Genomic DNA, 26,242 nt, shown 5'->3' on the forward strand with positions numbered 1-26,242 from the left:
ACAGCAGCAATCCATGACATTAACGTACGAAAAGACCTTAGCAGATCAGGTCAGAGCAGATTTTGATATTTTGAATCAAGAGGTTAACGGCAAACCCCTCATTTATTTTGATAATGCCGCCAGTTCGCAAAAGCCCAAAGCGGTAATCAATGCTTGGAAATATTACTATGAGCATGACAATGCCAACGTGCATCGGGGCGCACATACTCTCAGTGCTAGAGCTACAGATGCCTATGAAGGAGCTAGGGATAAGATCGCCAAATTTGTCAATGCGAAATCATCTCAGGAGATTATTTATACCCGTAATGCCAGCGAAGCTATTAACCTAGTTGCCTACACATGGGGCTGGGCGAATCTCAAGGCAGGGGATGAGGTAATTCTCTCGGTAATGGAACACCATAGCAATATTGTACCTTGGCAATTAATTGCTCAGCGTACAGGTGCAGTGTTGAAGTTCTTAGAGCCAACTAGTGAAGGAATATTAAGCGTAGAGCAGTTTAAATCCTTGCTCAATGCCAAAACTAAGCTCGTATCAATTGTCCATGTTTCTAACACTCTGGGTTGTGTAAATCCAGTGGAAGAGATTATTCCCTTAGCCCATGCTCAGGGGGCAAAAGTATTGCTGGATGCTTGTCAGAGTGTTCCCCATATGCCAATTGATGTTCAGGCTTTAGATTGCGATTGGTTAGTGGCTTCAGGGCATAAAATGTGTGCGCCTACGGGAATTGGATTCCTTTATGGAAAGCGGGACATATTGCTAGCAATGCCTCCCTTTATGGGTGGTGGTGAGATGATTGCAGAGGTATTTCTCGATCATTCCACCTATGCGGATCTACCCCACAAGTTTGAGGCAGGTACACCTGCGATTGGGGAAGCGATCGCCCTTGGTGCTGCCGTGGATTATTTAATGGCGATCGGCATGGATAAAATCCACGCTTACGAACAGGAATTAATTAATTACTTGATGGATTATCTCGTCGAGATTCCTGATATCAAAATTTATGGGCCACGTCATCATCGCGCAGGTTTAGCAGCCTTTACGATCGCCCACGGTATTCATGCTAATGACTTATCGGCAATGCTCGATCAAGAAGGGATTGCGATCCGTTCGGGACATCACTGCACCCAGCCATTGCATCGCTTTTTAGGGATTAGTGGTTCCGCGAGAGCGAGTGTTTATTTCTATAACACCAAAGCCGAAGTCGATACCTTCGTCACTGCCCTCAAAGAAGCGATCGCCTTTTTTAAAAATGTGATGGCATAAATATATGGTCAGATTAGTCCTATTAGGCGCATCAGGTTCAGGACGAACTACCCAAGCGGAACATCTACATGCTTTATTAAATATTCCTGTGATCTCTACCAGCGAAATTTTGCGATCAGAGATGGCAGCAGGAACAGATTTAGGCTTAGAGGTGAAAAGCTTTGTTGATGCAGGTGAGTTTGTCCCTGATCCACTCATAATTGCGCTGATGCGATCGCGCCTAAATAAGGAAGATACTCGGCATGGATGGATTTTGGAGGGATATCCTCGCACGTCTTTCCAAGCTGAGGAGTTAGATTTTTTGCTGGATGAGTTAGGCTGTCCAATTAACCATGCAATTTATCTAGAGGCTTCGGAAGAGACATTAATGCAGCGATCGCGATCGCGGGGTAATGCCGATGACACAATTGATGTAATTCAGAAACGAATTGAACAATTTCTGGATTTAACCATGCCTTTATTGGAATATTACGGCTATAAACAGAAATTATTGACTGTCAATAGTGAGCATGATGTAGCCACAGTTAGTTTTCAAATAGAGCATGGCATTAACCATTTACTAAAATAGCAACTTAGAATCCATGAGTCTTAGCTCGACTACAGATAGAGCCTACTGGTTAGCATGGTCACAGGTGCGTGGCATTGGTTCCGTATTAATGAAACGCATCTATCAAGCTTTTGGCTCTATGTCTGAAGCATGGACAGCGATGCCAAGCGATCTCCAAGAAATTGAAGGTATTGGCGGGCAAACCCTTGAAGCAATTCGCCAAGCCCAACGCGAAGTGGAACCTTTTTCTCTAATGGCAATCCATGAGCATAATAATTTGAACTTTTGGACACCTAGCGATCGCGAATATCCACAGTTACTTTGGGAAATTCCCGATCCACCAGCGATTCTCTATTATCGTGGTCATCTTACTAATTGGAATGAACGCAATACCGTCGCCATTGTTGGTACGCGCAGAGCAACACCCTATGGCAAGCGTTGGACAAAGAAGTTAGTGACTGCCTTAGCTAAGAGTGGTTTTACGATTATTTCTGGCATGGCAGAAGGAATTGATGGAGAAGCGCATAAGGCTTGTTTGGAAGTTTCTGGTCAAACTGTGGCTGTAGTTGGTACAGGGGTTGATCAAATCTATCCCCACAAGCACAAGTCTCTGTATGAGCAAATCGTGGACTCAGGGCTGGTATTGAGTGAATATCCCCAAGGTACTCCACCCGACAAAAAACATTTCCCTGCCCGTAATCGAATTATTGCAGGATTGAGCCGTGTCACTCTAGTAATCGAAGCACCAGAGCGATCGGGAGCTTTAATTACCGCCTATCAAGCCAACGAATATGGACGCGATGTCTATGCGTTGCCAAATTCCATTGAAGTAAATGAAGCAAAGGGTTGCTTGAAGCTTTTGGGTAAAGGCGCTCAGGCAATTTTAGGCGTAGATGAGTTATTGGAAGCCTTGGGAATGTTGCCAAATTTGGATACGCCTGCACCTGCGATCGCAATTTCTGCTCTGCCACCTCTACAGCAAAATATTCTCCAAGCGATCGGCTTTGGCGAGCCTGTTGGTTTAGATTGGATTGTGGAACAGGTGAAAACGCCTTCGGGTGAGGTGTTAGGTGCTTTAACCCATTTAGAACTTGTTGGTGCGATCGCGCCATACCCCGGAATGCGTTATCAACGCTTAGTATGAGCTAGTCCCAGAACAGAAAATGGCGTTGCCATTTTCTGTTCTGGGATTAACCCCTAAAGCTTACCTGTATTTGCTTTCATAATAAATCTTTCAAGGGTGAGGATTTCCACCTGATCGCCATAGGGTAAGTATTGTTGTAAATCACCTGAGATATAGAACTCTCGTAATGTCCAGCCTTCACCACCAAGAACTAAATAAGCCTTTTGATAATTGGGATTTTGTTCCATTGCTTCCATTAGGCAAATTACTTCAAAAGGAACTTTTTGTTCCGCCGTACCGCCTACCTGTTGCCATTTGAGAGAAATCAAAACATTGCGATCGCCACGATTAGCAATGACATCAATGATATGTTTACCTCCCCCCGGACGACTACCAATGTATTGCTGAGATTGGTAGAGATAACCACCATAAATGAGGGAATGCAAAACCATCTGTTCCAAAACTGTCCCAGTTTCTGTATTCCGAAGACTCATGATAGTTCTAGCTCCTTCACAAATCCTTTGTAAGCAAGCATTTCCTTTGCAGGGACGCGATCGCCATTGCAGCTAATGCGGCGTGGAGCATTGAGAATATGAATATTAAATCCTAAATCTTGATAGAGTTCGAGAATTCGAGGAGTCGCTTGGTTCGATGCGATCATAGGACAATTGTGTTGAGCTAGCCAATGCGCCAAACGTTCCTGCTCTGACCATTCAAAACCATTCTTAGCATATTGGCGAAACTCGACATCATAGGGCGGATCAGCGTAAATAAAATCACTAGCGCTAATAGAGATTGTGGCAAAATCAACATTTGTAAATTCCCATTCAGCAAAGGCGAGTTTGTAAGCTGAAAAATCTTCAGTGTAATTAATAGTTCTATGCCTTCCAAAGGGAACATTAAAACCACCATTACGATTAAAGCGGCATAGCCCATTATAACCAGTACGATTGAGATAATAGAAAAGTTGAGCAGCTTTGGGAGTATTGGACTTTCCTAATTGGATTAAGCGATTAAATTCCACCCGTTGAGTATAGTAAAATTCACGCTCATTTTGAACTTCAATATCTAGCTTCAATCCCCTTTGCAAACATTTGTAGAAGTTCACGACATGGGGGTTGATGTCATTGAGTAAGGCTTGGTGGGGCTGTAAACCCAAAGCGATCGCTAAACCACCACAAAATGGTTCCACTAGCCGATAATTGCGATATTTTTGCCAAGTTTTCTGTAAATGTGGCACAAGCCAACGTTTACCACCTGCCCATTTTAAAGGCGGCGTAAGACGTTCGAGCTTGGACACAGGTTCAGCAATATTTGCCACTTGTTTTGCCAAGGGTTTTACGAGCAGAGGAGAGCATAGCATCGATGGCATGGTAGCAAGGAAAAAATTTTCAGCTTATCCAATCTACTGCTATTTCCTCTGCTTTAAAATGAAATAAAACCTAACATTTTGATTAAAGGTATTACAAAGCAATACCTTTAAAGCTTTCCATCGTCTCAATCAAGATTTAAGCAGCAACGAGCAAACCTGCACTTGACTGTTTAGGTAGTACCTGAACCACATCAATTTTGGCACAGTAGGCAATATCTTCTGCACCATTGAGGTTTAACAACCGCTTGCCATGACTTGCTTGATAAAATAGCTCCTCAACCTCTCCCTTCCAAGCCTTATAGAGAGTTGCCGCAGCAACAGCCTCATCATTGCCAAAGTCAGCTTCATTTTCAAGATTAGCAACGATCGCACCCGCACAGGTCGTATCTTCGAGGGAATAACTACCTTCCCAGCCAGAACCAACGATCCACACAGTTTCAGGCTTAGTTTCACGGAGATAGCTCAATACAGAACCGAGATTAATCATCGCGCAAGCTAATACACTCTTGGCATTTTGGACTTTTTGGAGCGATCGCGTGCCATTAGTTGTGCTCATAAAGATCCGCTTACCCTTGACAACTTCTGGCGTAAAGTCAAAGGGAGAATTGCCCAAATCAAAACCTTCCACCGTTTTACCACCACGCTCCCCAACCCTGATTCTTAACTCAGGCGGATGAGCCTCACTTACACGCAGTAACTCATCAAGATCAGAAAACACTTGTACCCCTTCAGCTCCCGCCGCAAGCGCAGTAGCAATAGTCGTAGTGGCTCGCAAAATATCGACAGCGATCGCGCAGTCTGGAATTCCTTCAGCAGGAACTAACTCAGGAGTGTGATAAACAAATATTTTCATGTGCAGATCTGATGATTGAGCTATCTTCTATAAATTAAACTCTATGATTGCTTGTTTTGCAAGGTTTACCAACAAGACAAGTCGCCTAAGCCCCTGTTATTCCTCGCATTACAATAGAAATGTTGTCTTGAATGCCATCTTGAAATTGAGAGTACAACCCCATGATTGCCACTACTGAGCGCCGCTACAGTCTCGAAGAATATCGTGCGATCGCCGAAACCTCAACCGAAAAATGTGAATACCATGATGGAGAAATTATCACAATGACTGGCGGGACTGCTACACATAGTCGTATTAGTAGAAATATTGTCAATTTTTTGGATAGCAACCTAGAAGGGACTAACTTTGAAGCATTCAACAATGATTTACGAATATGGATTCCTAAGTATCGTTGTGGAGTATATCCCGATGCAATGGTTGTTGACGGTCAGTTACAGTTCCATGATGGACGTGAAGATGAAATTTTAAACCCCTTATTAATTGTTGAGGTGCTTTCGCCATCAACACAGAAATATGATCGTACTGACAAATTTGAGATGTATCGTTCTATTCCTAGTCTTAGCGAATACATTTTAGTTAAACAAGATCGACCATTTGTAGAACGTTATCGCAAACAATCAAATGGATGGTTATTTAGTGATTTTGTAGGCTTGGAGGATTCGATTTTGCTAGATTCGATCAATGTTGAATTAGCAATGACTAAAATTTATCGCAACGTTATTTTTTAATCAAATTTCTTTTGTCTTGATGTCAGCTTGAAAATTGAGAGTACAACCCCATGATTGCCACCAGTGAGCGCCGCTACAGCATCGAAGAATATCGTGCAATCGCCGAAACCTCAACTGAAAAATGTGAATACCATGACGGAAAAATTATCACGATGACAGGCGGAACAATTAAACACAGCCGTATTTGTAGAAATATTGTCACTCTTTTAGATGTCAAGCTTGTCAATACTCAATTTGAACCAATAAATAGCGACCTACGGCTTTGGATTCCTGAATATCGTCGTGGTGTATATCCTGATGCAATGGTTTTTGATGGAGTGATTCAACTCAATGGTGATCGCCAAGATGAAGTTCTCAATCCGATCTTAATTGTGGAAGTACTTTCCCCATCCACTGAAGACCATGATCGTACGGACAAATTTCGGATGTATCGCTCTATTCCTAGCTTTTGCGAATATCTATTGGTTAGACAAAATGAACCTTTAGTAGAACTTTATAGTAAGCAATCGCAAGGTTGGTTATTTAGTGATTTTGATAGTTTAGAGAGTTCGATTTCCCTAAATTCAGTAAATATTGATTTAGCAATGTCTGAAATTTATCGCGGTATCACATTTTAATTATGCCCAGCTACTTAGCTCAATATTTATAGGAAAACATTAGATATGGATTTTAGTGCAGCCTTACCAATTTTTGCGATTACCCTACGGGAGGGAGTCGAAGCTGCCCTTGTGGTGGGAATTGTGATGGCATATCTTAAAAAGGTTGATCGCAGTTCGCTCAATCCTTGGGTATTTGGTGGTATTGGTACAGGAATATTAGCGAGTTTTATCGTAGGCATATTCCTCAATTGGTTTGTGAAACAGGTGGAAAATACTGAGCCGATGCAGGCAGCTTTTTATGGGCAATTGTGGCAGGGAGTTTTAGGTATCACCGCGATCGCCATGTTGAGTTGGATGTTGGTCTGGATGACCAAAAATGCCAAAGCCCTCAAGGGAGAAATCGAGGGGCAAATTGGCAAGGCGATCGCTAATGAAAAAAGTGCAGGTTGGGCAGTGTTTACGCTGATTTTAATTGCCGTATTGCGTGAAGGCTTTGAAGTCGTAATTTTTATTTCGGCAAAGCTGCAAGGGGGGATTGTGCCAGTTATCGGTGCGATCGCAGGTTTAGTTGGTGCAGTAGCGATCGGGATAGCGCTCTTTCAATTTGGAATTCGCATTAATCTCCAAATATTTTTTCAAGCGATGGGAGTTTTTCTCTTACTCATCGTTGCAGGACTAGTGATTAGTGCCATTGGACATCTCGATAAAGCCGTAGCCGCCTATGCTGAACTCTCACAAATTTCTATCTGTTTGCCTGCGGCTTCTGCTACGGAAATGAGTTCTTGTTTGCTCGGTGGTTTAGTTTGGAATGTCCATGATATTTTTCCTGACACTCAATTCCCTGCCATTCTCCTCAAAGCAATGTTTGGCTTCCGCGATCGCCTATTTCTAGGACAAGCGATCGCTTACTTCACATTCTTAGCCTCTGCGGGTTTCCTCTATTTCCGAAGCCTGACAGGAAAGACGATGAAAAACAAACTAAACATCGGATGATCGCGATAAGATATTTAGCAATAAGTAGTGATTTTGGGCGCATATCCTGTCTATGACTGATAAAGAGCAAATGAGCCTGTTCGATTTGGCTCCATCGGAAGTACCCATCACCGAACTGCCCAAAGCCAATGGTGTGACTGAGACTCAGACCACAAAAAGGACTATGCGTTCTAATAAAAATCCTGCCCCTGCTGCCATTGCGACAGTACCAGTACATGAGCAATTTGCCAGTCTCGATGAACTAAAAGCCGCCGCTTGCAACTGTCAGAAATGTCCCCTTGCCCCAACTCGTACTAATGTTGTTGTTGAAAGGGGCGATCGCAATGCAAAAATCCTGATCATTGGTGAAGCCCCCGGTGAACAGGAGGACTTATCAGGGCTACCCTTTGTTGGCAAGTCGGGACAACTATTAGACAAAATTTTAGAATCCGTTGGGTTTGACACCGCTAAAGATGTCTATATTTGCAATACCGTCAAGTGTCGCCCTCCTAATAATCGCGTCCCCACGGAAGTCGAGACTACCACCTGCAAACCCTACCTATTAGAACAAATTCGCCTTGTCGATCCCAAAATTATTTTGCTCACAGGCGCAACCTCCCTCAAGTCCATTCTCGGCGAAAAATTAGGCATTACTAAAGTTCGCGGTAAATGGTATGAATGGGAAGGTCGCCTAGTGATGCCCATATTTCACCCCTCCTATTTGTTACGCAACCAAAGCCGTGAGCAGGGCAGTCCGAAGTGGTTAACATGGCAAGATATAAAAGCAATTAAAGCTAAGTATTTAGAAATCATAGGTACCAATCCAGTTGAGGAAGATGAGGAATTTTAGTGAGTAATGTAAGAGCTGATTTAGCGGAGATGGTGGATGTGGCGCTGTGGGAATGGTTATCTCCCCATGCGGCTAGAGCAAGAGTAATTTTAGTTGGGGCAAATCTAGATCTCGTCGATGTGGGTGTTGCTTTAACTGAGGACAATACGCAGTTAGTCCAGTCATGGATCGAGGATGGCTGGTTGCGCCACCCCACGGCTGAGGAGCTAAGTGCTTGGAATGCCAACAAAGAAAAAGAGTTTACGAGTCTTGTTGTTCCGCCATTTGTGCTGGTAAAGATTGACCCTATTTCTGTATAGCCAGCCCCAATATTGACTACCATAAGTTGATTGCCATAAAAAAAGAGACCAGCTATTAACTGATCTCTTTTTTTATTAGATGTAACCAAAAGAAAAAGCCTAGGTTACTTTCCCTGTTTCGTTCCTAGGCTTTTTCTTTTGTTCGCTCCTCACACCTCTATACTATACATCCCTTATCTCGAAATGTCTACTAGTTTGTCGAGTAATATAGGACTTTTTCGTAAGCCTTTTGGCTGATGTTTGCCCTTTTATTTGCTGTTTATGGCGATCGCTACCCATTTAGGGGAGGTTAAAAGCCTTAATTTGAGTGGTGATCGCCTCTCAAATAATTACATCTCAGGGCGATCGCTATAGCAATGTAAGGTTTGCAAACCCAAATAAGTGAAGGCGGCACTTCGTGCCGCCTTCACTTATTTGGGTTTTATATTCTAGCTATCTCTTACATTGCTGTAGTTAAGGCTAGACCTTTGACTCGAAATCATCGGGATCGTAGCCGATATCACCGACAAAGCAAAAAGACAGCATCAATCCAAAAATTTCGCGATCAATTTTGAGTTTGGTGGGTTGAGCTTGATCAGGTTCGAGCATTCGTTTGATATCGCTGGTAAATTTGCGCCATTCTCGGTGGGCATAGCGATCGCTATGTGTAGCTGTGGGCTTGATGGGTTCAAGTAGTTCTTCTAGATAAATTTCAAGGGGAGCGCGTTCTTTCACATTCTCTTCAAAGTGTACGTCAATTTCTTCAAATAGGTTTCGCATATAGGTGGGGTATCGACCTGAGAGCGCTAGAAATGACATAGTGACGATACGCTTGTTGCGCTTGTCTTCATCTGTGAGGACTGTTGATGTTTTTTTACTGCGTGTTGACCAGATAATTTGGATAATTTTGTAGATGTTGATCAGCCGTTTGGCAGTGCGAGGGGTGATATCTACGTGTTTGCAACAGTTTACTAATAGTTGAAACTCTGATTCTTCAAATTCGATGGTTTGGGCGATGGTTTCAAGGAATGTAGTTTCATCCGTGAAAGCTTTGGCTTGTATGTTTTGTGGATTTTCTAATGGTTCTGGGGTGTCGATCGCGGATGGCTCAGGTTTGATAACATCAGGTGGTTCAACATTTAGATCGGATAAAGGTGCGATCGCTTCTTGTATTTCTTCCTGTAGTTCCGTTTTTGGGGTGATGTCGTCAGTTTCAACAGATGTTGATGGGGCTTGGGGCTTAGCTACTTTTGTTTGGGCGCGAAGGTAACCGTCAATCATTGAGGATGAAATGGGTCGCATTCGATAGGGAATCTGGATGATTTTTTCGAGATAGTCAAGTCCAGAGGGTTTGCCGCCACGCTTGAGAACGCCTTCGTAGACTTGTTCTAAGGCACGGGCGATATAGCGATCATCAATGCCTAATACGACAATGAATAGTTTGGTGTTGAGCAGGAGTTGGACTGATTCTAGGACTTCGACAACGCGATCGGGTGGGCAACGATCTAAGTCATCGATGTAGAGAACGACTCTTGCAGGACCTCTTGGGAAGAACTTTTTTAATTCTTCGCGGTTATGTTGCCAATCGGTGAGGCGATCGGAGAGGGCGGCGAGATCTTGCTTGACCTGTTGCATTAGTCCTAGCCGTTTGCCATAGTCGTCAACTTGGAGCCGATCGCTTACAAAGTCCATGAGTGATGCATAGTTGGCGGTGAGTCCTACACGCTGTTTTTGTTCTGCGACTTGGAGCTTGAGTTGGGCAACTTCTTTGACAAGGTTTTCGGATTTGTCCTGTTTTTGTTTGAGTAAGAACTCGCGATCGCTTTGAATTTTTGCCTGTTCTTTTTGAACGGAGTTGAGATAATCGTTGATGATTTTGAGGATCGGGATGAGGGTAGTGACGGCTGCGGCGATCGCGGTGATTATTTGTAAACCTGATGGAATTTGAGTGCGGATTGATTCCATCCATTGAGGGAAATTGGCGAACCAGTCACGAATTATGTTGCTGAGTTCAGTGAAGTTGTTTTTTGCTTCAGTGGGAATTAGGCGATCGAATAGGCTTGCTAAGCCAGTTTGTTCTAGCAGGTTTTGAGTGGCGGTGAAGATCGCGGTGCGGGTTGCGGGATCTAGGGTGAGGACGATCAATAAAGACATCATGAACAGGGCAATTAAGCCTTGCCAACTGGTCACGACTTTCCGTATTAAAGCGATCGTTTCATTGGTGGTTTTACCAGCTTCGGCTAATTTTTCAATTTCATTTTTGTATTTTTCAATTTCTTCTTTAGAAAATAGAAGCCGAGTAATGGCTTTGACAATCGGTGTCCAGAGTGCTGTCGCTTTGCGATTGTCGAGTTGTTGTTTTACTTCTGCTTCGGCGCTTTTGAGTTGGCGTTGCAGTTCTTGTTCTTTTTTCTGGAGTTCCTGCTCCTGCTGTTTTAAACGCTGTTGTTCTTTCTGTTTGCTTTGATCGAGGGTATTCCACAAGTAGTTAGAATTTGAGGTGGGGTCTTTCCAGTCTTTAAATTCTTTGAGGCGATCGTTGGATTCAATAAAAGCTCTGCGTTCTTCGTCATTGGTCAGGTAAAGTACTCGCCAAAAGTCGCCTCCATTTAGCAAGGCTTGCTCAAACTTTTTCTGCTGGTATGGATCAGTTTCAGGGGTAGGATTGGTTGCAGGTTTAGGATTTTTGCTTTTCTTGACTTCTTCTAAATTCTCCTTGAATTTCTCTAAATTCTTTTTGCTATCTTTTAAACGCTTAGGGAATCCATCAAGGATTAGAAATAATAAATGTTCTATAACGGACTCAATCCCTTTACGCCAAGATTTGTAGGATGTTTTTAAGTCGTCGGGGAAGTAGTAAGCTCTAAACTCTTCGAGGAGCCAAGCGATAAAATCGAAATTGTCAATAGTTGATGCTATAGCGAACTTATCTTTTATGGGGAGATTGAACATAAATAAATGCAGTGTCAGAATAACAAAAAAATAGAAAATAGGACGAAGAATGATTAGCAGAAATATAACGATAAGGTGCAGAACAAATTGAAAGATCCAGAGGTTCAGGATTTGTCGGCTGAATATCGCAATCTTTGTTTGGGATAGCTTGATCCTTGTTTGAATGGTTTTCTTTAGATTCGTGAAGGGATTATAGATAAGGCGATCTATATTTCGAGTCGATGGCAATTTTTCTGAAGAGTTAGATTCTGGTTTTTTTTTATTCTCTTGAGGCGTTGTAGGGGAACTTAGAAAATTACCAATCTGCCGTTCTAACGTAATTTGACGGTTTAACTCGTAGAAAATTTCTTGCATCAGGCTTGCCCAGAGGTCGGACTTGGCATAAGTCCAAGCATTGAAGCTAATTTGATAGATGTGACCCACATAGGGAGACATAATGTGGGTGTCCTTGAAATCGTTTGGATCGCCCCAAGCTTGTAGCCTAGTGAGTTCTTGCCTGCGAATTGCCTCGATCCTTTGCTGAATTAGATACATTCCAAAGGACTTCCCGCTCCCCCAACTGCCCAAGATTGCCACAGCCATTGGTGGTTGAAGACTACGGAGCATCAGCACTGTTGCCATAGCCTCAATTTCATCCTGAACGTTGAGGCAATCCTCACCCTGCGCCGAATCGTTGGCAACACCTTGAGGAATCTCGATCTGTCTCCTGCGATCTGCCAAGTTAGCGATCGGATTGCCATCTAAAGTCCACAGGCGAATCGTGTAGTCATCACTGCCCGAAACGATCGCCTTGCCATCAGGGCTAAAAGCTACTGAATTGACAATATTCTCATGCCCTAGGAAAAGATTGCCGATTTGGTTGCCCTGTAAATCCCACAACCGTAACGTATTGTCACGACTCCCCGAGATGATCGCCTTGCCATCAGGACTGAAAGCTACTGAATTGACACTAGACCCATGCCCTAGGAAAGGATTATCGATTTGGTTCTGCAAATCCCACAACCGCAGAGTCTTGTCACTGCTGCCCGAAACGATCATCTTACCATCAGGGCTAAAGGCTACTGAATTGACCAAATCCTCATGTCCTAGGAAAGGATTGCCGATTTGGTTACCCTGCAAATCCCACAACCGCAGAGTCTTGTCACGACTCCCCGAGACTATCATCTTACCATCAGGGCTAAAGGCTGCTGAATAGACGGCAATGCTATGCCCTTTGAAAGGATTGCCAATTTGGTTGCCCTGTAAATCCCACAACCGCAGAGTCCTGTCACCGCTGCCTGAAACGATCGCCTTGCCATCAGGGCTAAAGGCTACTGACTGAACAAGAGACCCACCCCTATGCCCTTTGAAAGAATTGCCGATTTGGTTGCCCTGCAAATCCCACAACCGCAGTACATCGTCATTACCGCCCGAAACGATCGCCTTGCCATCGGGGCTAAAGGCTACTGAATTAACAGCCCCCTGTCCTAGGAAAGGTTTGCCGATGGGTTTGCCAAAAATGGCATCAAATAGTTGCAAAGTGCCATCGTCCAGCCCCGCAATTATCTTTCGCCCATCGGGTGAGAATGCGACTGATAACACCCTGCTCTCAAGGCGAGCAAAAATCACGGGGTCAGCGATATCCTCGGCTGCTGAGTCAGATTCTTCAGGAGCTTCTTCTTCAAAAGATATTTGCTGCATTTGCTGTTGCATCTGCTGCTGCATTGGTTGCGCTTCTGACGAAAATTCAGCATCCATGAAATTCTATTGCGGCGAAGCCAGATTAATGATTTACAACAACAAACCCGTCGTCTCTCTGTCTAGGTTTAGATGATCTAAGCCCCCTAAATCCCCCAATTCTGGGGGACTTTGAAAGCCCTGTATTCTCTTGTTCCCCCAGAATTGGAGGCTAGGGGGCAATTAGTTAGGAGTTTAGGGCAAAGCATTCCCAAATTCAAACAATCTCAAAATTTATGTATTTTCGTGGGAATGCAATGCCCCTACAGTTTTAATCTATAGGCGCGAATAAATAATAATGATTATGGGCGATCGCCTTGCTAATTAGTGATGATGATAGGCGATCATTCAGTGTAAATTAAGTGACGCAATTCACCCCCAAACCACGCATTTGCCGAATATGCTCATCTAGCGCCACCACAGTAGGTATATTTAAACGCTGAGACATCACCAATAGCGAACAATCCGTATAACTCCAAGCCTTGTCATCATATCGACAAAATACTTCCCAAGTGGCGATATCATTCCGCTTCTGATAAAGCGACATAACGATGCTCTTGACGTAATAACCTCCCAACAGCAATGGAATCGCGAATTGAAATCTTCACTCGGAGCCATGTCACCGTCTCATCAAAAACTGTTGAGAGAATTACCCATTTTGAATCAGGATTGGATAAGAAATAGTTTTTTACAGCTAGGTGATGCTTCTCGGAGCCAACAAAAAAAGCAATCAGCGCTGACGTATCAACTAAAACTTCTGTCATTACAGATTGCCATAAAGAACATCGTCAATACTCTCAGCGTAGTTAGTAACCACATCTAGATCGCTATGAATCGGTATATCTAGATTATTCTTAACTTGCAATCCACCGCACAGTTGCCAAGTTTGGGTATGTACTAAAGAAACTTCCTGATGTATATATTTTTGAATTGCTTGCATGACAAATTCCTGCACAGAAAACCCTGTTCGATTTGCCTGTAAAGCAACTTCATCGGATACTTCAATAGTAACTTGCATCGCTTTTGAACGTTAACTATAGATTGAAAAGCTTATATGCTCTGATTTTACCCCAAAAAAAATGCGATCGCCTTGCTAGCTTGTGACGATAGATTTAGGCGATCGCCTTAGCTAATGATGTTTTAGCGTGAGAAAACCTTATAGATACTCTGCCCAGATATCAACCACCTCTTGAGAGCCATACCACTTACCCGATCGCGGAGAATGATACACCCCATCGATCGCCATATTTTTCGCTCCATCCAAATAAGCCGCCTCAATCGGAATTATCCCATCGCCCCATACATTGCCTTGCCCAATCGTGAGTTCGTAACTACTATAGGCAAGCCATTTTTTTGGTGTAGATTTTTTGCCCTGTACCGCATTTCCTGCCACACAGATATATTCAATATCATCATAAAAAGCATCAGGATAATTGTTATTGACAAAACCTAAATTTGGCAGTGACCAAGGTTCGAGACTACGTTGAGGAGTTCCCAGACAAACCAGTTTGGCAACCTTAGAACGCGCATCCCAAACTTTGTCGTAATAGGGGCGATCGCCTAGATAAATTCGTGAGAGCCAGCCCCCTGCGGAATGGGCAATGATATTAACTTTTGATGCCCCAGTTTTGGCTAATTCTTGATTTACGGTTTGGTCGAGCTTTTCTAAGATCGGTGCGATTGATCGCCCGCCCACCGTCGGAACCCAGTCCCACCATTTCAAGGGTACGACGGTAGCAGCTAAATTTTTCTTTTCTAATTTCTTAGCGATCGGTATGTAATCAGATGCACCCGCAAGATATCCCGCCAGAATAATATTGGTAGTAGTCATATAAATCTCAGAATGTATACCCGAAATATATAAAAAGTGCAAAGCACTTTTTATATATTACTTTTCGTCAGGGCGTTGGCTCAGACAACTACCGCCGCGTGCCGCATTGCGAAAAGTTTGCACAACCTCGACTATATTCACATGACCACAATAGGGACAGTAAACCTGTTCTCCAATTTGTGGCTCAATATCGGCACGGCTCCACCATTTACGACAGCGATCGCAATGAAAGTGATAGAGAAATTCGAGGGAAACTTTCATAGGTTTGAGCGAAATGATTGCCGAAATGTCTTCAAGGCTTCAAGGGGTGATGCACTTAGAATACAGCGCTGTAATGTTGCCATGTCGAGATTGGGCAGAAATTTGCTAGTTGAGGATTTGCAGTATTGGCGATCGCTTTGAGTATCTAGATGATAAATATCAAGAACGCCGTCTTCCCATAGCCAAACTTCAGGGACTCCGAGTAAATAATATTTCTTTAATTTCTCAGTATTGCCACTGGTCAAAATTACTTCGATGGCGAGATCGGGAATCTTTTTGGGGCTACCAAAGCTATAGGATTCATCGGGTTGCAAAGAGACTTGTTCTACTTTTTCCTGAGTGGCTTGCCCCATCGGGAAAAACTCAATTTCCATTTCTAAAAAATATAATTCCAACAATGCGCCAATAATCGTTTTAATTAGCTCATGATCGACTGAGGTGGACACAATTTCTAAAATTCCATCGTAATAGGCTAGTCGAATTCTCCTAGCATCTGCAAAACCCCGTTGAATTAGCTTGAATTGTTCCCATGTGATTAAGGGCTGCTCAATTCTAATTTCAGGTTGGGGTTTCGGTTTGGTTTGCAGCATTTTGATATCCCAGCTAATTGATTAAAAAGACATGAGGCATCTTTTTAATTAATGGATTCTCGATAAGCGGCGTATACACCCTTGACGTTGTACCAATTTAAGAAAATTCTAGCGATTTCGAGGGCGAGTTGGGGCTTGCCTTGATTGATCAGCCATTGCAGTAATGGACGTAGCGATCGCTCATTTAGTAAACCACCGAGCGACAATACGCCCCACAACACCACATGAATCCATGTCATCTGGATCATCATCTTCACTTCCCATGTGGGATGCTTTTGATAAAACACCACACCCATGCGTCCACGCTGAGCTTCCACATCGACAAGTCTTGGTAATTGCTCAATCGTAAATGCAGGATGCCAATGATAGCCAACCGCATCGGGACATTTAATCAGTTTTAAACCTAAATTTTTCAGCCGCACACCCAGTTCTAAATCTTCCCAGCCATACTGACGGAAGCTAGTATCAAACTTTCCTGCCTCAATTAACCAATGCTTGGCGATCGCCACATTCCCCGTCGCAAAAAAAGCATTGGATAGATCGGTAATCTTGATTGGTTCCGAGGTGGGATTTTCAAAATTGCTGGTATTGATCACCCGCCCATAGGTAAAAGCGCGATCGCTACCTGCTAGAGCTTTCGCATGGGACGATAAAAATACAGGTGTAACGACCAGATCGCTATCAATAAATACAATTATGTCGCCTTGGGCTACATCGATACCCGTATTTCTAGCGATCGCCGCACCCTCATGATTTTGCTGAAACAAACGCACATGAGGGAATTGGTCAGGATGACTTTGCAAAAACTCTACAGTGCCATCAGTAGAGCCATCATCAACGACCACAATTTCGTAGGGCTGCGTAAAATCTTGGGCTTCCATCGCTTGCAAACATTTTTGCAAGATAGGTAAGCGGTTGTAAGTTGGGATAATAATTGACCACATATTAACCATTATAAAAAAATAGGACGCAAAGCGTCCTATTTTTTTAATTCCGTGACTGTTGCCAAGACTGCCAGAGAGTTAGCCCACCGACATATCCATAACTGACCGCATACAAAACCATAAATGGCAGGGTGATATACAGACCTTTGTTAAAGGCGATTGTCGAAGCCAAAATACTGTAAACACATAAGCCAAGCTCGATCCATGCAGTCGCATCAAGGGGAATTTTATATGCCTTGTTTTCCCAGCGATCGCTCTTGTTTTTAATGTCAAACTTAGGCGTGCGGCGGAAATTTGCGCCAGTATTTGATAAACCAGCAAATACGGCTCGGCTATTGCTCCAAGAAATGCCAGTACCCAAAACGGCTAAGAGGAAAATACGTCCAATGCGGCGATGCCAAGATTTCGGATACAAGTCTTTTTGAGCATGGAAGTACAAAAATGGAGGGCCAAAGGTGGCAGGCAACATAAAGATTGACCAAGCGCCCTCAATGGAAATGCGTAGGCTGAGCGCCTCATTATTTGCTAATAGCATCAGTGGGATCGAGAGCAAAATCAGGAGCAGCATCAAAGGATGTGCCGAATAGCCTGTTAAGTGCATGGTGGCTTGGAATTTCACCACAAATGGCAGATCCGCTTTCCAGAGCTGCCCAATTAATTTCTTAGCACACTGAATACTGCCCTTTGCCCAACGAAATTGTTGCAATTTGAAAGCGAGCATTGCCACAGGCAATTCCGCAGGCGCAACAATATTGTTGTCATAAACAATTTTCCAGCCTTTGAGTTGAGCGCGATAGCTCAAATCCATATCTTCGGCAAGGGTATCGGCGTGCCAACCACCTGCATCAATAATCGCTTGGCGATTCCAAATACCCGCAGTTCCGTTGAAATTCAAGAAATAATCGTTATTACAACGTGCCTGTTGCTCGATCGCAAAATGTCCATCAATGCCTGTTGATTGCAACTTCGTCAGCAATGAATACTCAGAGTTAATATGTCCCCACCGAGTTTGGACAACCGCAACCTTAGCATCAGGGTTATTGACATAATGGCGGATGGTGTCTTTGAGCCAGTTTATGGATGGAATGAAGTCCGCGTCAAAAATCGCAATGTAATTTCCCTGCACAAGGGGCATCGCATCATGTAATGCCCCCGCCTTGAAGCCAGAACGATTCACACGATGAATATATTCAATCCAAAAACCTTTGTTTTGGTATTCTTGGACAGTTTCGCTAAGCAGGGCTTGAGTGTCGTCGGTGGAGTCATCCAGTACTTGAATCTGCATTCGATCGCGTGGATAGTCTAACAAGCACACTGCATCTACTAATCGGCGCGAAACATAGCGCTCATTAAAGATCGGTAGCTGGATTGTGACCAAGGGCAAGTCTTCATCGGCAACTGTATAATGCTCAGGCATCTCAACTGCCAAAGCATAATTAGAAAAATTATTGTTAAAGCTTTTTTCGAGACGAAACTGATCGAAATTATCAAAATTATTGACAGCGAGCGCCCCTGAACTCGATGATGGCGACGCTGCAACCTGCGCTGTTTGGTATTCTCTGGCAGGGTTGAGCTTCGGCAAAACAAGCTGTTTCCGCAGAGAACGTCTAGGCTTATGGACAGCAGTGAGCCAATAAGCATTTAGCCCATAAAGTAGTAGCCACACTGCTGCCACAGTGTTCAGGACGGCTAGGATCGCTATTAGTATCAGAATGACTCTTGACTCCTTCTTACCACACGAAGCATCAATCTTAAGGATTGATTAAACAAATTAAATTAGCACACTAAGAAATATTACGATGCTTACTCTATATTTGTAGAAAAATTTACGATTTAGCACTAAGTATTTATACACCTACCTAATGAATCTTAATAAATAGTTTGGGAATTTACCAAATATCCGAAGAGAGAAAAATAAAAATGTTGCTTTTCACCGTTTTCTAAGAAAACGCGATTTCAGGATAATTTGAAACAGGCTTTGATAGAGGGTTTGCGGAGCAAACCCTCTATCAAAGCCCAAAAGTAAAAGCCTTGCTTAGCAAGGCTTTTACTTTTGGGCTTTTAAATTTGGTCAGCTTAAACCCAACTGACGTTAAGAAAGCTGAGACATCTCTTGGAGAGCGATCGCCGCGGCTTCCTGTTGGGCAGCTTTAATACTTTTCCCCTGTCCCTTGCCCCAACAGCGATCATCAAACCATACTTCCACAGAAAACAAACTACTACCCTCCGATGGCACATTGCGATATTCAGGCAAGCGTTTCCAGCGTCCCTGTGTTAACTCTTGTAACGCAACTTTGTAATTACCCAATGCAGGAATTGCGAGCAAAGCCTCAGCAAAACGCTGCATATGCGGGTCAAGCCATTTACGAATAAAAACTAAATTTTGGGTATTAATATATAGCGCTGCCATTAAAGCTTCAAGGGCATCCGCCAGCAGCGATCGCAAAGCCTGTGAATCATTCCTTGCGGCATTAGACACTACGACATACTTTTGTAACTCATACATACTGGCAATTTCAGCAAGGGTTTTGTCACTAACTAGATGCGATCGCAAAGCTGCTAAATCCCCTACAGAGCGATCGCCATAACGTTCTTGCAAAAATAAACTCACCGATAGGCGCAAGACACTATCGCCCACAAACTCCAATTGATCATTGTTATAGGCAGTCGAAAAGCTGGGATGCACCAAAGCGCGATCGATTAACAGCCAATCAAAACCTTGGGAATTGACTTTCTCTAATTTTGCTTGCTCTAGTCCCATTAGTTCTAATAAACGGACTAATTCCCTTTGGCGGCGTGGATCAATGGTGGATGACATGAGCTTTGCAGATACAATTACAGCAACTTTATCAACATGATCGTAGTTCATCGTAACCATGACTAAAAGGTTTTTCTCAACACTTTGTCTGGCTTTACTCGCTACCGTAACCACGATTTGGATCGTAGCTTGTCAGCCTAGCACTCCACCAACTACAAATAGCACCAGTCCAACTAGTGCGACCAACTCCACAGCCCCAACTACCACAGGTTCAGGTGGTGGCGGCGTAAAAGACACCCTTCGTCTAGGAGCCGTACTACCCGCTACAGGGGATCTCTCGTCGATTGGCGCACCGATGATCAAATCTATCGATTTCCTTGTCGATACGGTGAATAAATGCGGTGGTGTCCTTGGTAAGCCGATCGCTTATTTTAAGGAAGACGATCGCACCGATCCCCCCGCAGGTGCAGAAGCAACTACCAAATTAGTGAAGGTCGATAACGTTGGCGGTATCGTTGGCGCATTTGCCAGCAGTGTATCGACCGCAGCCTTAGCGATCGCTGTCCCTAATAAAGTCGTCATGATTTCCCCAGGTAGCACCAGTCCTGTATTTACCGAACGCGCCAAGAAAGGCGAATTTAATGGCTATTGGTATCGCACTGCCCCACCTGATACCTATCAAGCTCTAGCCCTAGCCAACCTCGCTTACAAAAAAGGCGCACGTAAAGTTGCTACTCTCGTCATTAACAATGACTATGGCGTAGGGTTTGAGAAATCTTTTATGGCAGCCTTTGAAAAGCTTGGTGGCACAATTGTGAACAAAAATAAGCCCACTCGCTACGATCCTAAAGCAACCACCTTTGAGGCAGAAGCGAAGGGTGCATTTGGTAGCAAGCCCGATGCAGTTGCCGCAATTCTCTATCCCGATTCTGGCGGTGCAGTAATTAAGGCAGCCTTTGAGCAAGGTTTAACTAAAGATGTCAAAATCCTGTTGACCGATGGCGTAAAAACCGAAGACTTTCCTAAACTCATTGGCAATACCCCTGAAGGCAAGCTCATCCTCGCAGGCGCACTAGGTACTGTTCCCGGAGCCGATGGCAAGTCCCTTGACACCTTTACTAAAGCCTTTAAAGAAAAGACTGGTCAGGATCTCGGCGCATTTGTTCCCCATTCCTATGATGCGGCGGCACTGATTGCGATCGCGGCTGAGGCTGCTAAAGATGGTACTGGCGAAGGCATCAAGAGCAAAATCCGTGAAGTGGCTAATGCCCCAGGTCAGGAAGTCAGTGATGTTTGTGAAGCTATCAAACTAGTCAAAGAAGGCAAAGAAATTGACTATCAAGGCGCAAGTGGCAATGTTGATCTCGATGAATATGGCGATGTCAAAGGTAGTTATGACGTATGGGAAGTACAACCCGACGGCAAAATCAAAGTAATTGATCGCGTTTCTCCATAACTAATTTAGAGGAAGCGCAAAGCGCTTCCTCTAAATTAAGACAAAAACCTGCTAATCTTTGTTGTAAAAATTTAGGCATACCTCATATAGAGACTTGATATCTATGGCGATCGAACTTAAAGCTGCTCCTCCGCAAGAAGTTTCCATCTACATGCCCTATTACCGAGAGCCAAGCAAACGTCAAGCTCTCCCCTACGCAATTTCTTTATACAAGCAAGGGGAAATCACAGGTGAACGTCATATCGAAGGCAGTCCTGCGGTTTCCTTTATGGCAGTGTGGCGCGTTGCCAATTTGCCCTCTGACCTCGCATTATGTCGCGTAACCTTTGAAGGTAATGCGGACATGAGCTACGAAATGACATTAGAAAACTCAGAATTTGTAGGCTACTTAATTGATGTTGTCTCCAGTATTCGAGATAAAGGCTATGTGGATTTCCCCCAAATCTTTTACAGCAAGCTCTTTAGAATCAAACTGGCTAGTACTGAAGGCAATTAATAGACATTTTAAAAAATTTGGCAAATTTTTTAGCAGCGAGCAAACCAAAAAATATCAATTAATGTATAATCCTAAGCTCAAATCTTGCCAAAAAAAACAAAGTCAGCTACAGTCCTGATGCAGCTTTTCCAAAGGCAAAAGAACAGTCAAATTTAAGGGGACTACATTGTGACATATGCCACCCAAAGCCTTGATAAACCTGAGCGCCAGTCAGAAGCTGTCGCAAAAAAGGTCGATCCGATGATTGTCAGAGCCGCTAAACAAATTTATCGCTACTATGCCGATTCTTACGCTGCCCAACTGCCACGTCCTATGGGAATCGCCATTAACCGCATAGATATGAGTGGCAAGCTGATTTACTCTCAATTAATTTTGCTTCCACAGGAAAGTTTTGTGCCAATGGAATTGATTGAGCTATCTGACTATCATTAAAGTTAGTTCTAGGTTGGTTCTAGAAGTTGCTAAACCAATTTGGTTACAGTCGGCATTGAATTTTATAGAAAACATAGAAAATAAATTTATAAAAATTTTTATTGTGAAAAATTGCATCACTAAGCGATTAAGTAAACGATTAAGATTTTAGTTAATGTTTTTAGCTTGTTGATTTTCATCCTCTTAACTACAGGCTCTATATCGGTTATCAATTATGACATACGCAAATTCTTCGGTAACAGTTACAGCGACAGCATCAGCATCAGTACGTTTCCAAAGCAAACTCAAGGAATCTAAAAATTTTGGCGATGCTTTGGTTGAGGTATTTTCTGACCTTGTGGAATTAGAAATTGTGACTTGGGTTGCCCATGAAGGCGACACAGCGCATAAACCAGGTAATCGTTTAAAGACAACTATTAATCTCATTGATGGTGATATCGAAAATGAGATTGGCGCAGATTTTTTACAGGGTTCTCCCTATGCTGAGCTACGCGGATTTCATGAAACCCAAGTCGAGAAGGGTGCTGAGACGATCGCCAATAACCTCAAAACCTTAGTAGATATTGGTCAGAAAGTAACAGGCTTGTTAAATGGTGAAAAGGATACGGATGCCGAATATTCTGCAAGCTTAAGTAGCGATCGCTTACCTAGTTATGTCTAGTTTTGCGCTTAGAGCGCTTAGGAGATCTGTATGCAAGTTGATAGGGCTACAAGTAACAAAGGAATTGCCGAAGACACGACAAATCAGATCAAGTCTAGGCGCGAACAGCCTGCAAAGCAGTCAGCATCAGATTTAGTAGTTGTCACTAAAGCGGCAGCAAAAGACAGTGAGGGGCAAAGTACATCTCTTAATAACTTTCGGGAAACTCTCAAAGATGTTTTAGAAGAGATTACTTCCCTAGAAGTCAATACCATGATCGTCGGTAATATCCCGATGAAAAAGTTTGACGCAAAGGAGTTTTATCAGGATCTGAGCAACAATATCAAATACAAAACTGAGGAGGGACTGCAAAATGTGAAGGAGTCTCTCCTTGAACGAAGTACCCAACTTAAGCAAAAAGGATTTTCCCTTCCTCAACAAACATCAACACCTTTATTACCCAAGGAAGCAGCAGTTATAGAGCAGTATCGAGCAGAGCTGACTCGCTATAACCAAGATTTAGAGGTTTATAAAGAGTCTGAGTTTATTTTCAATGAGCGGAAAAACTCATTAGATCCACAAGAAAAAGCAAAGTTTATTGCAGAGGAATCTTGTTACATCGAAATGTCTAGACAATTAATGAAACTAGACATTAAAACAGATGCCGATGGAGAAGTAATCGTTGATGCACAAATGATTCGCTATTTTAGAAAATTATGGGAATTTGAACAGTCAGTTTTAAATGGCGATCGCATTTATGCTCAGACTAAGTTTCATCTTGATGGAGATTTGACTAATCGGTTTATTGAAGATTTGTTTACACTGAATAAAAGCAAGATTGATCCTAAAATGACACAGCTCATTTTTGATCTGCATCGCCAAGGTGTGGAAAATGCTCAAAAACAATGGTCAGGATTGATTGAAACCTGTGTAAACCTAGTAAAAAGTTTGATGCCATTTCGATCCAAATAGAAATGAGCGTGCTTTGCACTCTCATTTCTAAAAAATCCTAATAAACTTGAGCGTGCAAATCACGCTCAAGTTTAAAAACCCTATATAGCAAGATGGAGTTACGGTGGCTGCGCCTGAGTGGTTAGCTATTGTCGAAGAAGAGATTATTGTGCGTCTTAACCCCAAAGTTTTGGCTCAAATTGAGGAGGATACTTTCGGGTTGAATCGCCATAATCGTGATGGAGATATTGTCTATAAACTCAATAGCCAAGAATTATTGCAAGTTTTAGCCTCAAGTGTGGGAATTGCACCCTCAAGTCAAGGGGCAATTACTATTTGGACTTATTACAAGGATTTACCTGACAAAAATGGAGATCCCGTTAACAGGGAAGCTAAATCAGAGTCAAACCCATCGCCAATATTACGCACATTAATGAATATTGATGGCGATCTGAGCCAAAAAGTTTGTCTGGATATTTTGCAGCACCCCCTCAGCGATCGCATTTTTAAAGCCCATAGTTTTGTCGTTGGGCAAATTTCTCGACAATTTATCACCGCCATTGAAGATTATGTTGAGGCAAAATTACGTCCCTTTGCGATCGCGACTATTTCAATGGTGACCGTATTTACATGGTGTGAGCCATTACGACAACATTTCCACTTATCGGACTCTCTCATCAGTAATTGTTGGAGCATCGTTATTGCTGCCCCCATCACAGTATTAATAATTTGGTGGCTGATCTCCAAATTGCCGTTTCAATTACCTGATTTGCCCAAGTCTTTCCTAGATATTGGTAAGTGGTTGCTCGTTCTATTAGAAAGTCGCTTTCTCCAAATCGTAGCGATCGCCATTATTGTCCTTTTGATTTTGGGCTGGCTAACTATTACCTTTGCCTTGCCTATCAATGCCCAACTTAGTCACATCATTTCCAATCTACAAACCTATACCGAGCCATATTTACCGATCGCGATTATTAGTTTACGCAAAATGATTGTGAACCTCCTTGGCAAAATCTTCCTACGTTATTCATTTTTTGTGAAATTGATTTTTGGACGTTTCATTAAATGATGTAATAGAGACACATGTATAGCTGTCGCCAGTCATGTTAGGACAAAATCAAAACCCAAAAGAGAGTTGCGGTGCAAAGCACCGCAACTCTCTTTTGGGTTTTATGTCCTGCTCCACTTGGCGGCAGATATAAGTCGCTATTACATCCCCCAAAGACGATGAAACAAATTGAGATTTGGCGATCGCAAGCTGCGGCAACCCTAGCTTTTCTAGTGCCTAAAATTGCTGGAACTTCCCCTACAGCCAACGATGGTTTGGTCGATGATCTAGTGAGAGTACTCAATAATTTGCCTGTGCGACCTGAAGCGCGACAGCCCTATGCAGGGATTTTTCCTGCGGCGGATCTCCAAACTTGGCGTAATCGAGCCGCAGCTACACTCCAAACTTTAGTACCCAAAATTCAGAATGTTGAAGGTAGTGTCTATGATGGTGCGATCGATGACTTGATTCGCTTTATTCGTCAATTACCCCCACGCCCCACAGGTCGCGCGCCCTATTCAGGACTCTTTGCACCCGCCGATCTTGCCACATGGCGCAAGCAAGCATCCCAGACTTTAGTTGCCGCGATCGCCAAGATCACCGCTCCCAAGTACACCGATGCCGATAGCAAAATTGATGACTTAGTTCGAGCTATGAGCGGCTTGCCTCTACGCCCCATCCTTCGCAAACCCTATGAAGGTCTTTACCCAGCCCCCAATCTTGTTGCCTCTCGTCAATTAGTCGCAAAGCGCTTACAACAATTAATTGATGCCCTTAAAGATGATTTCAATCCCAAAGACGTACTTGTAGATAGTACGATTCGGGCTTTAAATAATTTGCCACCACGCGCTGCTACCCAAGAACCCTATGCAGGTTTGTATCCACCAACCCCAACTACTCCTAATTTACTCACAGCAGATCAATTAGGGGCGATCGCCATCTACACTAGCCAAAATCGGCTCAATCAGTTACTCCCAAACCTCAATACCACTATGCAGCGTTATGGCATTACGACCCCATTACGCAAAGCCCATTTCCTTGCTCAAACTGCCCATGAAAGCGATGGGTTTAACACCAACGAAGAATATGCCTCTGGGGCAGACTATGAAGGACGCAGAGATCTTGGCAATACCAAAGCAGGCGACGGCGTACGTTTTAAAGGTCGTGGCTTAATCCAAGTCACAGGACGCTCTAACTACGCAGAATGTGGCAAGGCTCTAGGCGTGGACTTAATCAATAATCCGCAGCGCCTCGCCGACTACGATCTTGCCTGCCTCAGTGCAGGTTGGTTTTGGGATTCGCGATCGCTCAATGACTATGCCGACAACGATGATGTCATCCAAATCACCCGAATTATCAACGGTGGGCTTAATGGTCTAGATGATCGACAAGACTATCTTGCTAGAGCCAAGCAAGTATTCGGAGTCTAGGACTTTTGTAGAATAAACTAACTATGTACAGATTTCTGAGAGGGCAAATCTATGAATCTGCAACCTTTAGCCCCTGAACCAGCGATGCGTGCCGATCAAGAGAGCCTACACACAAATCACCTTGCAGAACGGCTAAGAGCTTTAGGCATAG

The 26,242-nt window shown here is 43.4% G+C and carries 28 protein-coding genes; 15 read left to right on the forward strand and 13 right to left on the reverse strand.

What is annotated here, in order from left to right; translation table 11 throughout:
• Window positions 1-13: 13 nt before the first annotated feature.
• The 3 genes from NMG48_RS07160 to dprA are packed head-to-tail and all read left to right on the forward strand — an operon-like array spanning window position 14 to window position 2,955.
• Entirely contained in the window at window positions 14-1,264 is a 1,251-nt protein-coding gene (locus NMG48_RS07160; protein ID WP_271254596.1) for a SufS family cysteine desulfurase, read from the forward strand.
• Between the two features lie 4 nt (window positions 1,265-1,268).
• Complete coding sequence (locus NMG48_RS07165; RefSeq protein ID WP_271254597.1) at window positions 1,269-1,832, forward strand: adenylate kinase family protein; 564 nt, start codon at window positions 1,269-1,271, stop codon at window positions 1,830-1,832.
• Window positions 1,833-1,845: 13 nt separating this feature from the next.
• A complete protein-coding gene (gene dprA, locus NMG48_RS07170; protein ID WP_271254598.1) occupies window positions 1,846-2,955 on the forward strand; it encodes a DNA-processing protein DprA in 1,110 nt (369 codons plus the stop codon).
• A gap of 53 nt (window positions 2,956-3,008) precedes the next feature.
• Here dprA and NMG48_RS07175 read toward each other — a convergent pair whose 3' ends face one another.
• From NMG48_RS07175 to NMG48_RS07185, 3 genes are all read right to left on the reverse strand, one after another.
• Window positions 3,009-3,428 (reverse strand): PD-(D/E)XK nuclease superfamily protein, encoded by a 420-nt coding sequence (locus tag NMG48_RS07175; protein WP_126384613.1) that lies wholly within the window; start codon window positions 3,426-3,428, stop codon window positions 3,009-3,011.
• Complete coding sequence (locus NMG48_RS07180; protein ID WP_271254599.1) at window positions 3,425-4,306, reverse strand: DNA adenine methylase; 882 nt, start codon at window positions 4,304-4,306, stop codon at window positions 3,425-3,427. Before NMG48_RS07180 ends, NMG48_RS07175 begins: the two co-directional genes overlap by 4 nt.
• 136 nt (window positions 4,307-4,442) lie before the next feature.
• Window positions 4,443-5,159, reverse strand: coding sequence for a 2-phosphosulfolactate phosphatase family protein (locus tag NMG48_RS07185; protein ID WP_271254600.1), 717 nt, complete (start codon window positions 5,157-5,159; stop codon window positions 4,443-4,445).
• Window positions 5,160-5,320: 161 nt separating this feature from the next.
• On the opposite strand from NMG48_RS07185, the gene NMG48_RS07190 reads away from it, so the two are divergent.
• From NMG48_RS07190 to NMG48_RS07210, 5 genes are read left to right on the forward strand one after another with little or no spacing between them, the layout of a single operon-like run.
• Entirely contained in the window at window positions 5,321-5,887 is a 567-nt protein-coding gene (locus NMG48_RS07190; protein WP_271254601.1) for a Uma2 family endonuclease, read from the forward strand.
• A gap of 50 nt (window positions 5,888-5,937) precedes the next feature.
• Entirely contained in the window at window positions 5,938-6,504 is a 567-nt protein-coding gene (locus NMG48_RS07195) for a Uma2 family endonuclease (RefSeq protein WP_271254602.1), read from the forward strand.
• A 45-nt stretch (window positions 6,505-6,549) separates the two neighbouring features.
• Window positions 6,550-7,479 (forward strand): FTR1 family iron permease, encoded by a 930-nt coding sequence (locus NMG48_RS07200; protein ID WP_271254603.1) that lies wholly within the window; start codon window positions 6,550-6,552, stop codon window positions 7,477-7,479.
• 52 nt (window positions 7,480-7,531) lie between these two features.
• Window positions 7,532-8,308, forward strand: coding sequence for a uracil-DNA glycosylase (locus NMG48_RS07205; protein ID WP_271254604.1), 777 nt, complete (start codon window positions 7,532-7,534; stop codon window positions 8,306-8,308).
• Window positions 8,308-8,607, forward strand: a complete 300-nt coding sequence (locus tag NMG48_RS07210; RefSeq protein ID WP_271254605.1) for a DUF2288 domain-containing protein — start codon at window positions 8,308-8,310, stop codon at window positions 8,605-8,607. The genes NMG48_RS07205 and NMG48_RS07210 overlap by 1 nt, the downstream gene beginning before the upstream one ends.
• Window positions 8,608-9,066: 459 nt before the next feature.
• Here the strand turns inward: NMG48_RS07210 and NMG48_RS07215 are convergent, their stop codons facing one another.
• The 10 genes from NMG48_RS07215 to rnc form a co-directional block, all read right to left on the reverse strand.
• Complete coding sequence (locus NMG48_RS07215) at window positions 9,067-13,275, reverse strand: P-loop NTPase fold protein (protein ID WP_271254606.1); 4,209 nt, start codon at window positions 13,273-13,275, stop codon at window positions 9,067-9,069.
• Window positions 13,276-13,612: 337 nt separating this feature from the next.
• On the reverse strand, window positions 13,613-13,801 hold the full coding sequence (locus tag NMG48_RS07220) for a hypothetical protein (protein ID WP_271254607.1): 189 nt from the start codon (window positions 13,799-13,801) through the stop codon (window positions 13,613-13,615).
• Window positions 13,776-14,018: a PIN domain-containing protein gene (locus NMG48_RS07225; RefSeq protein ID WP_271254608.1), complete on the reverse strand. Its 243-nt coding sequence runs from the start codon at window positions 14,016-14,018 to the stop codon at window positions 13,776-13,778. The genes NMG48_RS07220 and NMG48_RS07225 overlap by 26 nt, the downstream gene beginning before the upstream one ends.
• On the reverse strand, window positions 14,018-14,272 hold the full coding sequence (locus NMG48_RS07230) for a hypothetical protein (protein ID WP_271254609.1): 255 nt from the start codon (window positions 14,270-14,272) through the stop codon (window positions 14,018-14,020). The genes NMG48_RS07225 and NMG48_RS07230 overlap by 1 nt, the downstream gene beginning before the upstream one ends.
• Window positions 14,273-14,410: 138 nt before the next feature.
• Window positions 14,411-15,085: an esterase/lipase family protein gene (locus NMG48_RS07235; protein WP_271254610.1), complete on the reverse strand. Its 675-nt coding sequence runs from the start codon at window positions 15,083-15,085 to the stop codon at window positions 14,411-14,413.
• A gap of 57 nt (window positions 15,086-15,142) precedes the next feature.
• Window positions 15,143-15,346 carry a hypothetical protein gene (locus tag NMG48_RS07240; protein WP_169363393.1) on the reverse strand — a complete coding sequence of 68 codons (204 nt, stop codon included), beginning with the start codon at window positions 15,344-15,346 and terminating at the stop codon, window positions 15,143-15,145.
• Complete coding sequence (locus tag NMG48_RS07245) at window positions 15,343-15,936, reverse strand: Uma2 family endonuclease (protein ID WP_271254611.1); 594 nt, start codon at window positions 15,934-15,936, stop codon at window positions 15,343-15,345. Before NMG48_RS07245 ends, NMG48_RS07240 begins: the two co-directional genes overlap by 4 nt.
• Before the next feature lie 44 nt (window positions 15,937-15,980).
• The gene (locus tag NMG48_RS07250) at window positions 15,981-16,889 is read right to left on the reverse strand and encodes a glycosyltransferase family 2 protein (RefSeq protein ID WP_271254612.1); all 909 of its coding nucleotides are present in this window, start codon (window positions 16,887-16,889) and stop codon (window positions 15,981-15,983) included.
• 34 nt (window positions 16,890-16,923) lie between these two features.
• On the reverse strand, window positions 16,924-18,555 hold the full coding sequence (locus tag NMG48_RS07255; RefSeq protein WP_271254613.1) for a glycosyltransferase: 1,632 nt from the start codon (window positions 18,553-18,555) through the stop codon (window positions 16,924-16,926).
• 417 nt (window positions 18,556-18,972) lie between these two features.
• Window positions 18,973-19,758 carry a ribonuclease III gene (gene rnc, locus NMG48_RS07260; protein WP_271254614.1) on the reverse strand — a complete coding sequence of 262 codons (786 nt, stop codon included), beginning with the start codon at window positions 19,756-19,758 and terminating at the stop codon, window positions 18,973-18,975.
• Between rnc and NMG48_RS07265 the strand changes: the two genes are divergently transcribed.
• From NMG48_RS07265 to NMG48_RS07295, 7 genes are all read left to right on the forward strand, one after another.
• Window positions 19,757-21,094 (forward strand): ABC transporter substrate-binding protein, encoded by a 1,338-nt coding sequence (locus NMG48_RS07265; protein WP_271254615.1) that lies wholly within the window; start codon window positions 19,757-19,759, stop codon window positions 21,092-21,094. The genes rnc and NMG48_RS07265 overlap by 2 nt on opposite strands.
• Window positions 21,095-21,197: 103 nt before the next feature.
• A complete protein-coding gene (gene ebsA, locus NMG48_RS07270; RefSeq protein ID WP_271254616.1) occupies window positions 21,198-21,590 on the forward strand; it encodes a type IV pilus biogenesis protein EbsA in 393 nt (130 codons plus the stop codon).
• A 168-nt stretch (window positions 21,591-21,758) separates the two neighbouring features.
• A complete protein-coding gene (locus NMG48_RS07275; protein ID WP_271254617.1) occupies window positions 21,759-22,022 on the forward strand; it encodes a hypothetical protein in 264 nt (87 codons plus the stop codon).
• Between the two features lie 214 nt (window positions 22,023-22,236).
• Window positions 22,237-22,683: a hypothetical protein gene (locus tag NMG48_RS07280; protein WP_126384637.1), complete on the forward strand. Its 447-nt coding sequence runs from the start codon at window positions 22,237-22,239 to the stop codon at window positions 22,681-22,683.
• Window positions 22,684-22,713: 30 nt separating this feature from the next.
• A complete protein-coding gene (locus NMG48_RS07285; protein WP_271254618.1) occupies window positions 22,714-23,634 on the forward strand; it encodes a hypothetical protein in 921 nt (306 codons plus the stop codon).
• A gap of 103 nt (window positions 23,635-23,737) precedes the next feature.
• Window positions 23,738-24,682 carry a hypothetical protein gene (locus NMG48_RS07290; RefSeq protein ID WP_271254619.1) on the forward strand — a complete coding sequence of 315 codons (945 nt, stop codon included), beginning with the start codon at window positions 23,738-23,740 and terminating at the stop codon, window positions 24,680-24,682.
• 71 nt (window positions 24,683-24,753) lie between these two features.
• Window positions 24,754-26,091 (forward strand): glycoside hydrolase family 19 protein, encoded by a 1,338-nt coding sequence (locus NMG48_RS07295; RefSeq protein WP_271254620.1) that lies wholly within the window; start codon window positions 24,754-24,756, stop codon window positions 26,089-26,091.
• Window positions 26,092-26,242 lie beyond the last annotated feature (151 nt).

This window comes from Pseudanabaena sp. Chao 1811, assembly GCF_027942295.1.
Classification (GTDB): domain Bacteria; phylum Cyanobacteriota; class Cyanobacteriia; order Pseudanabaenales; family Pseudanabaenaceae; genus Pseudanabaena.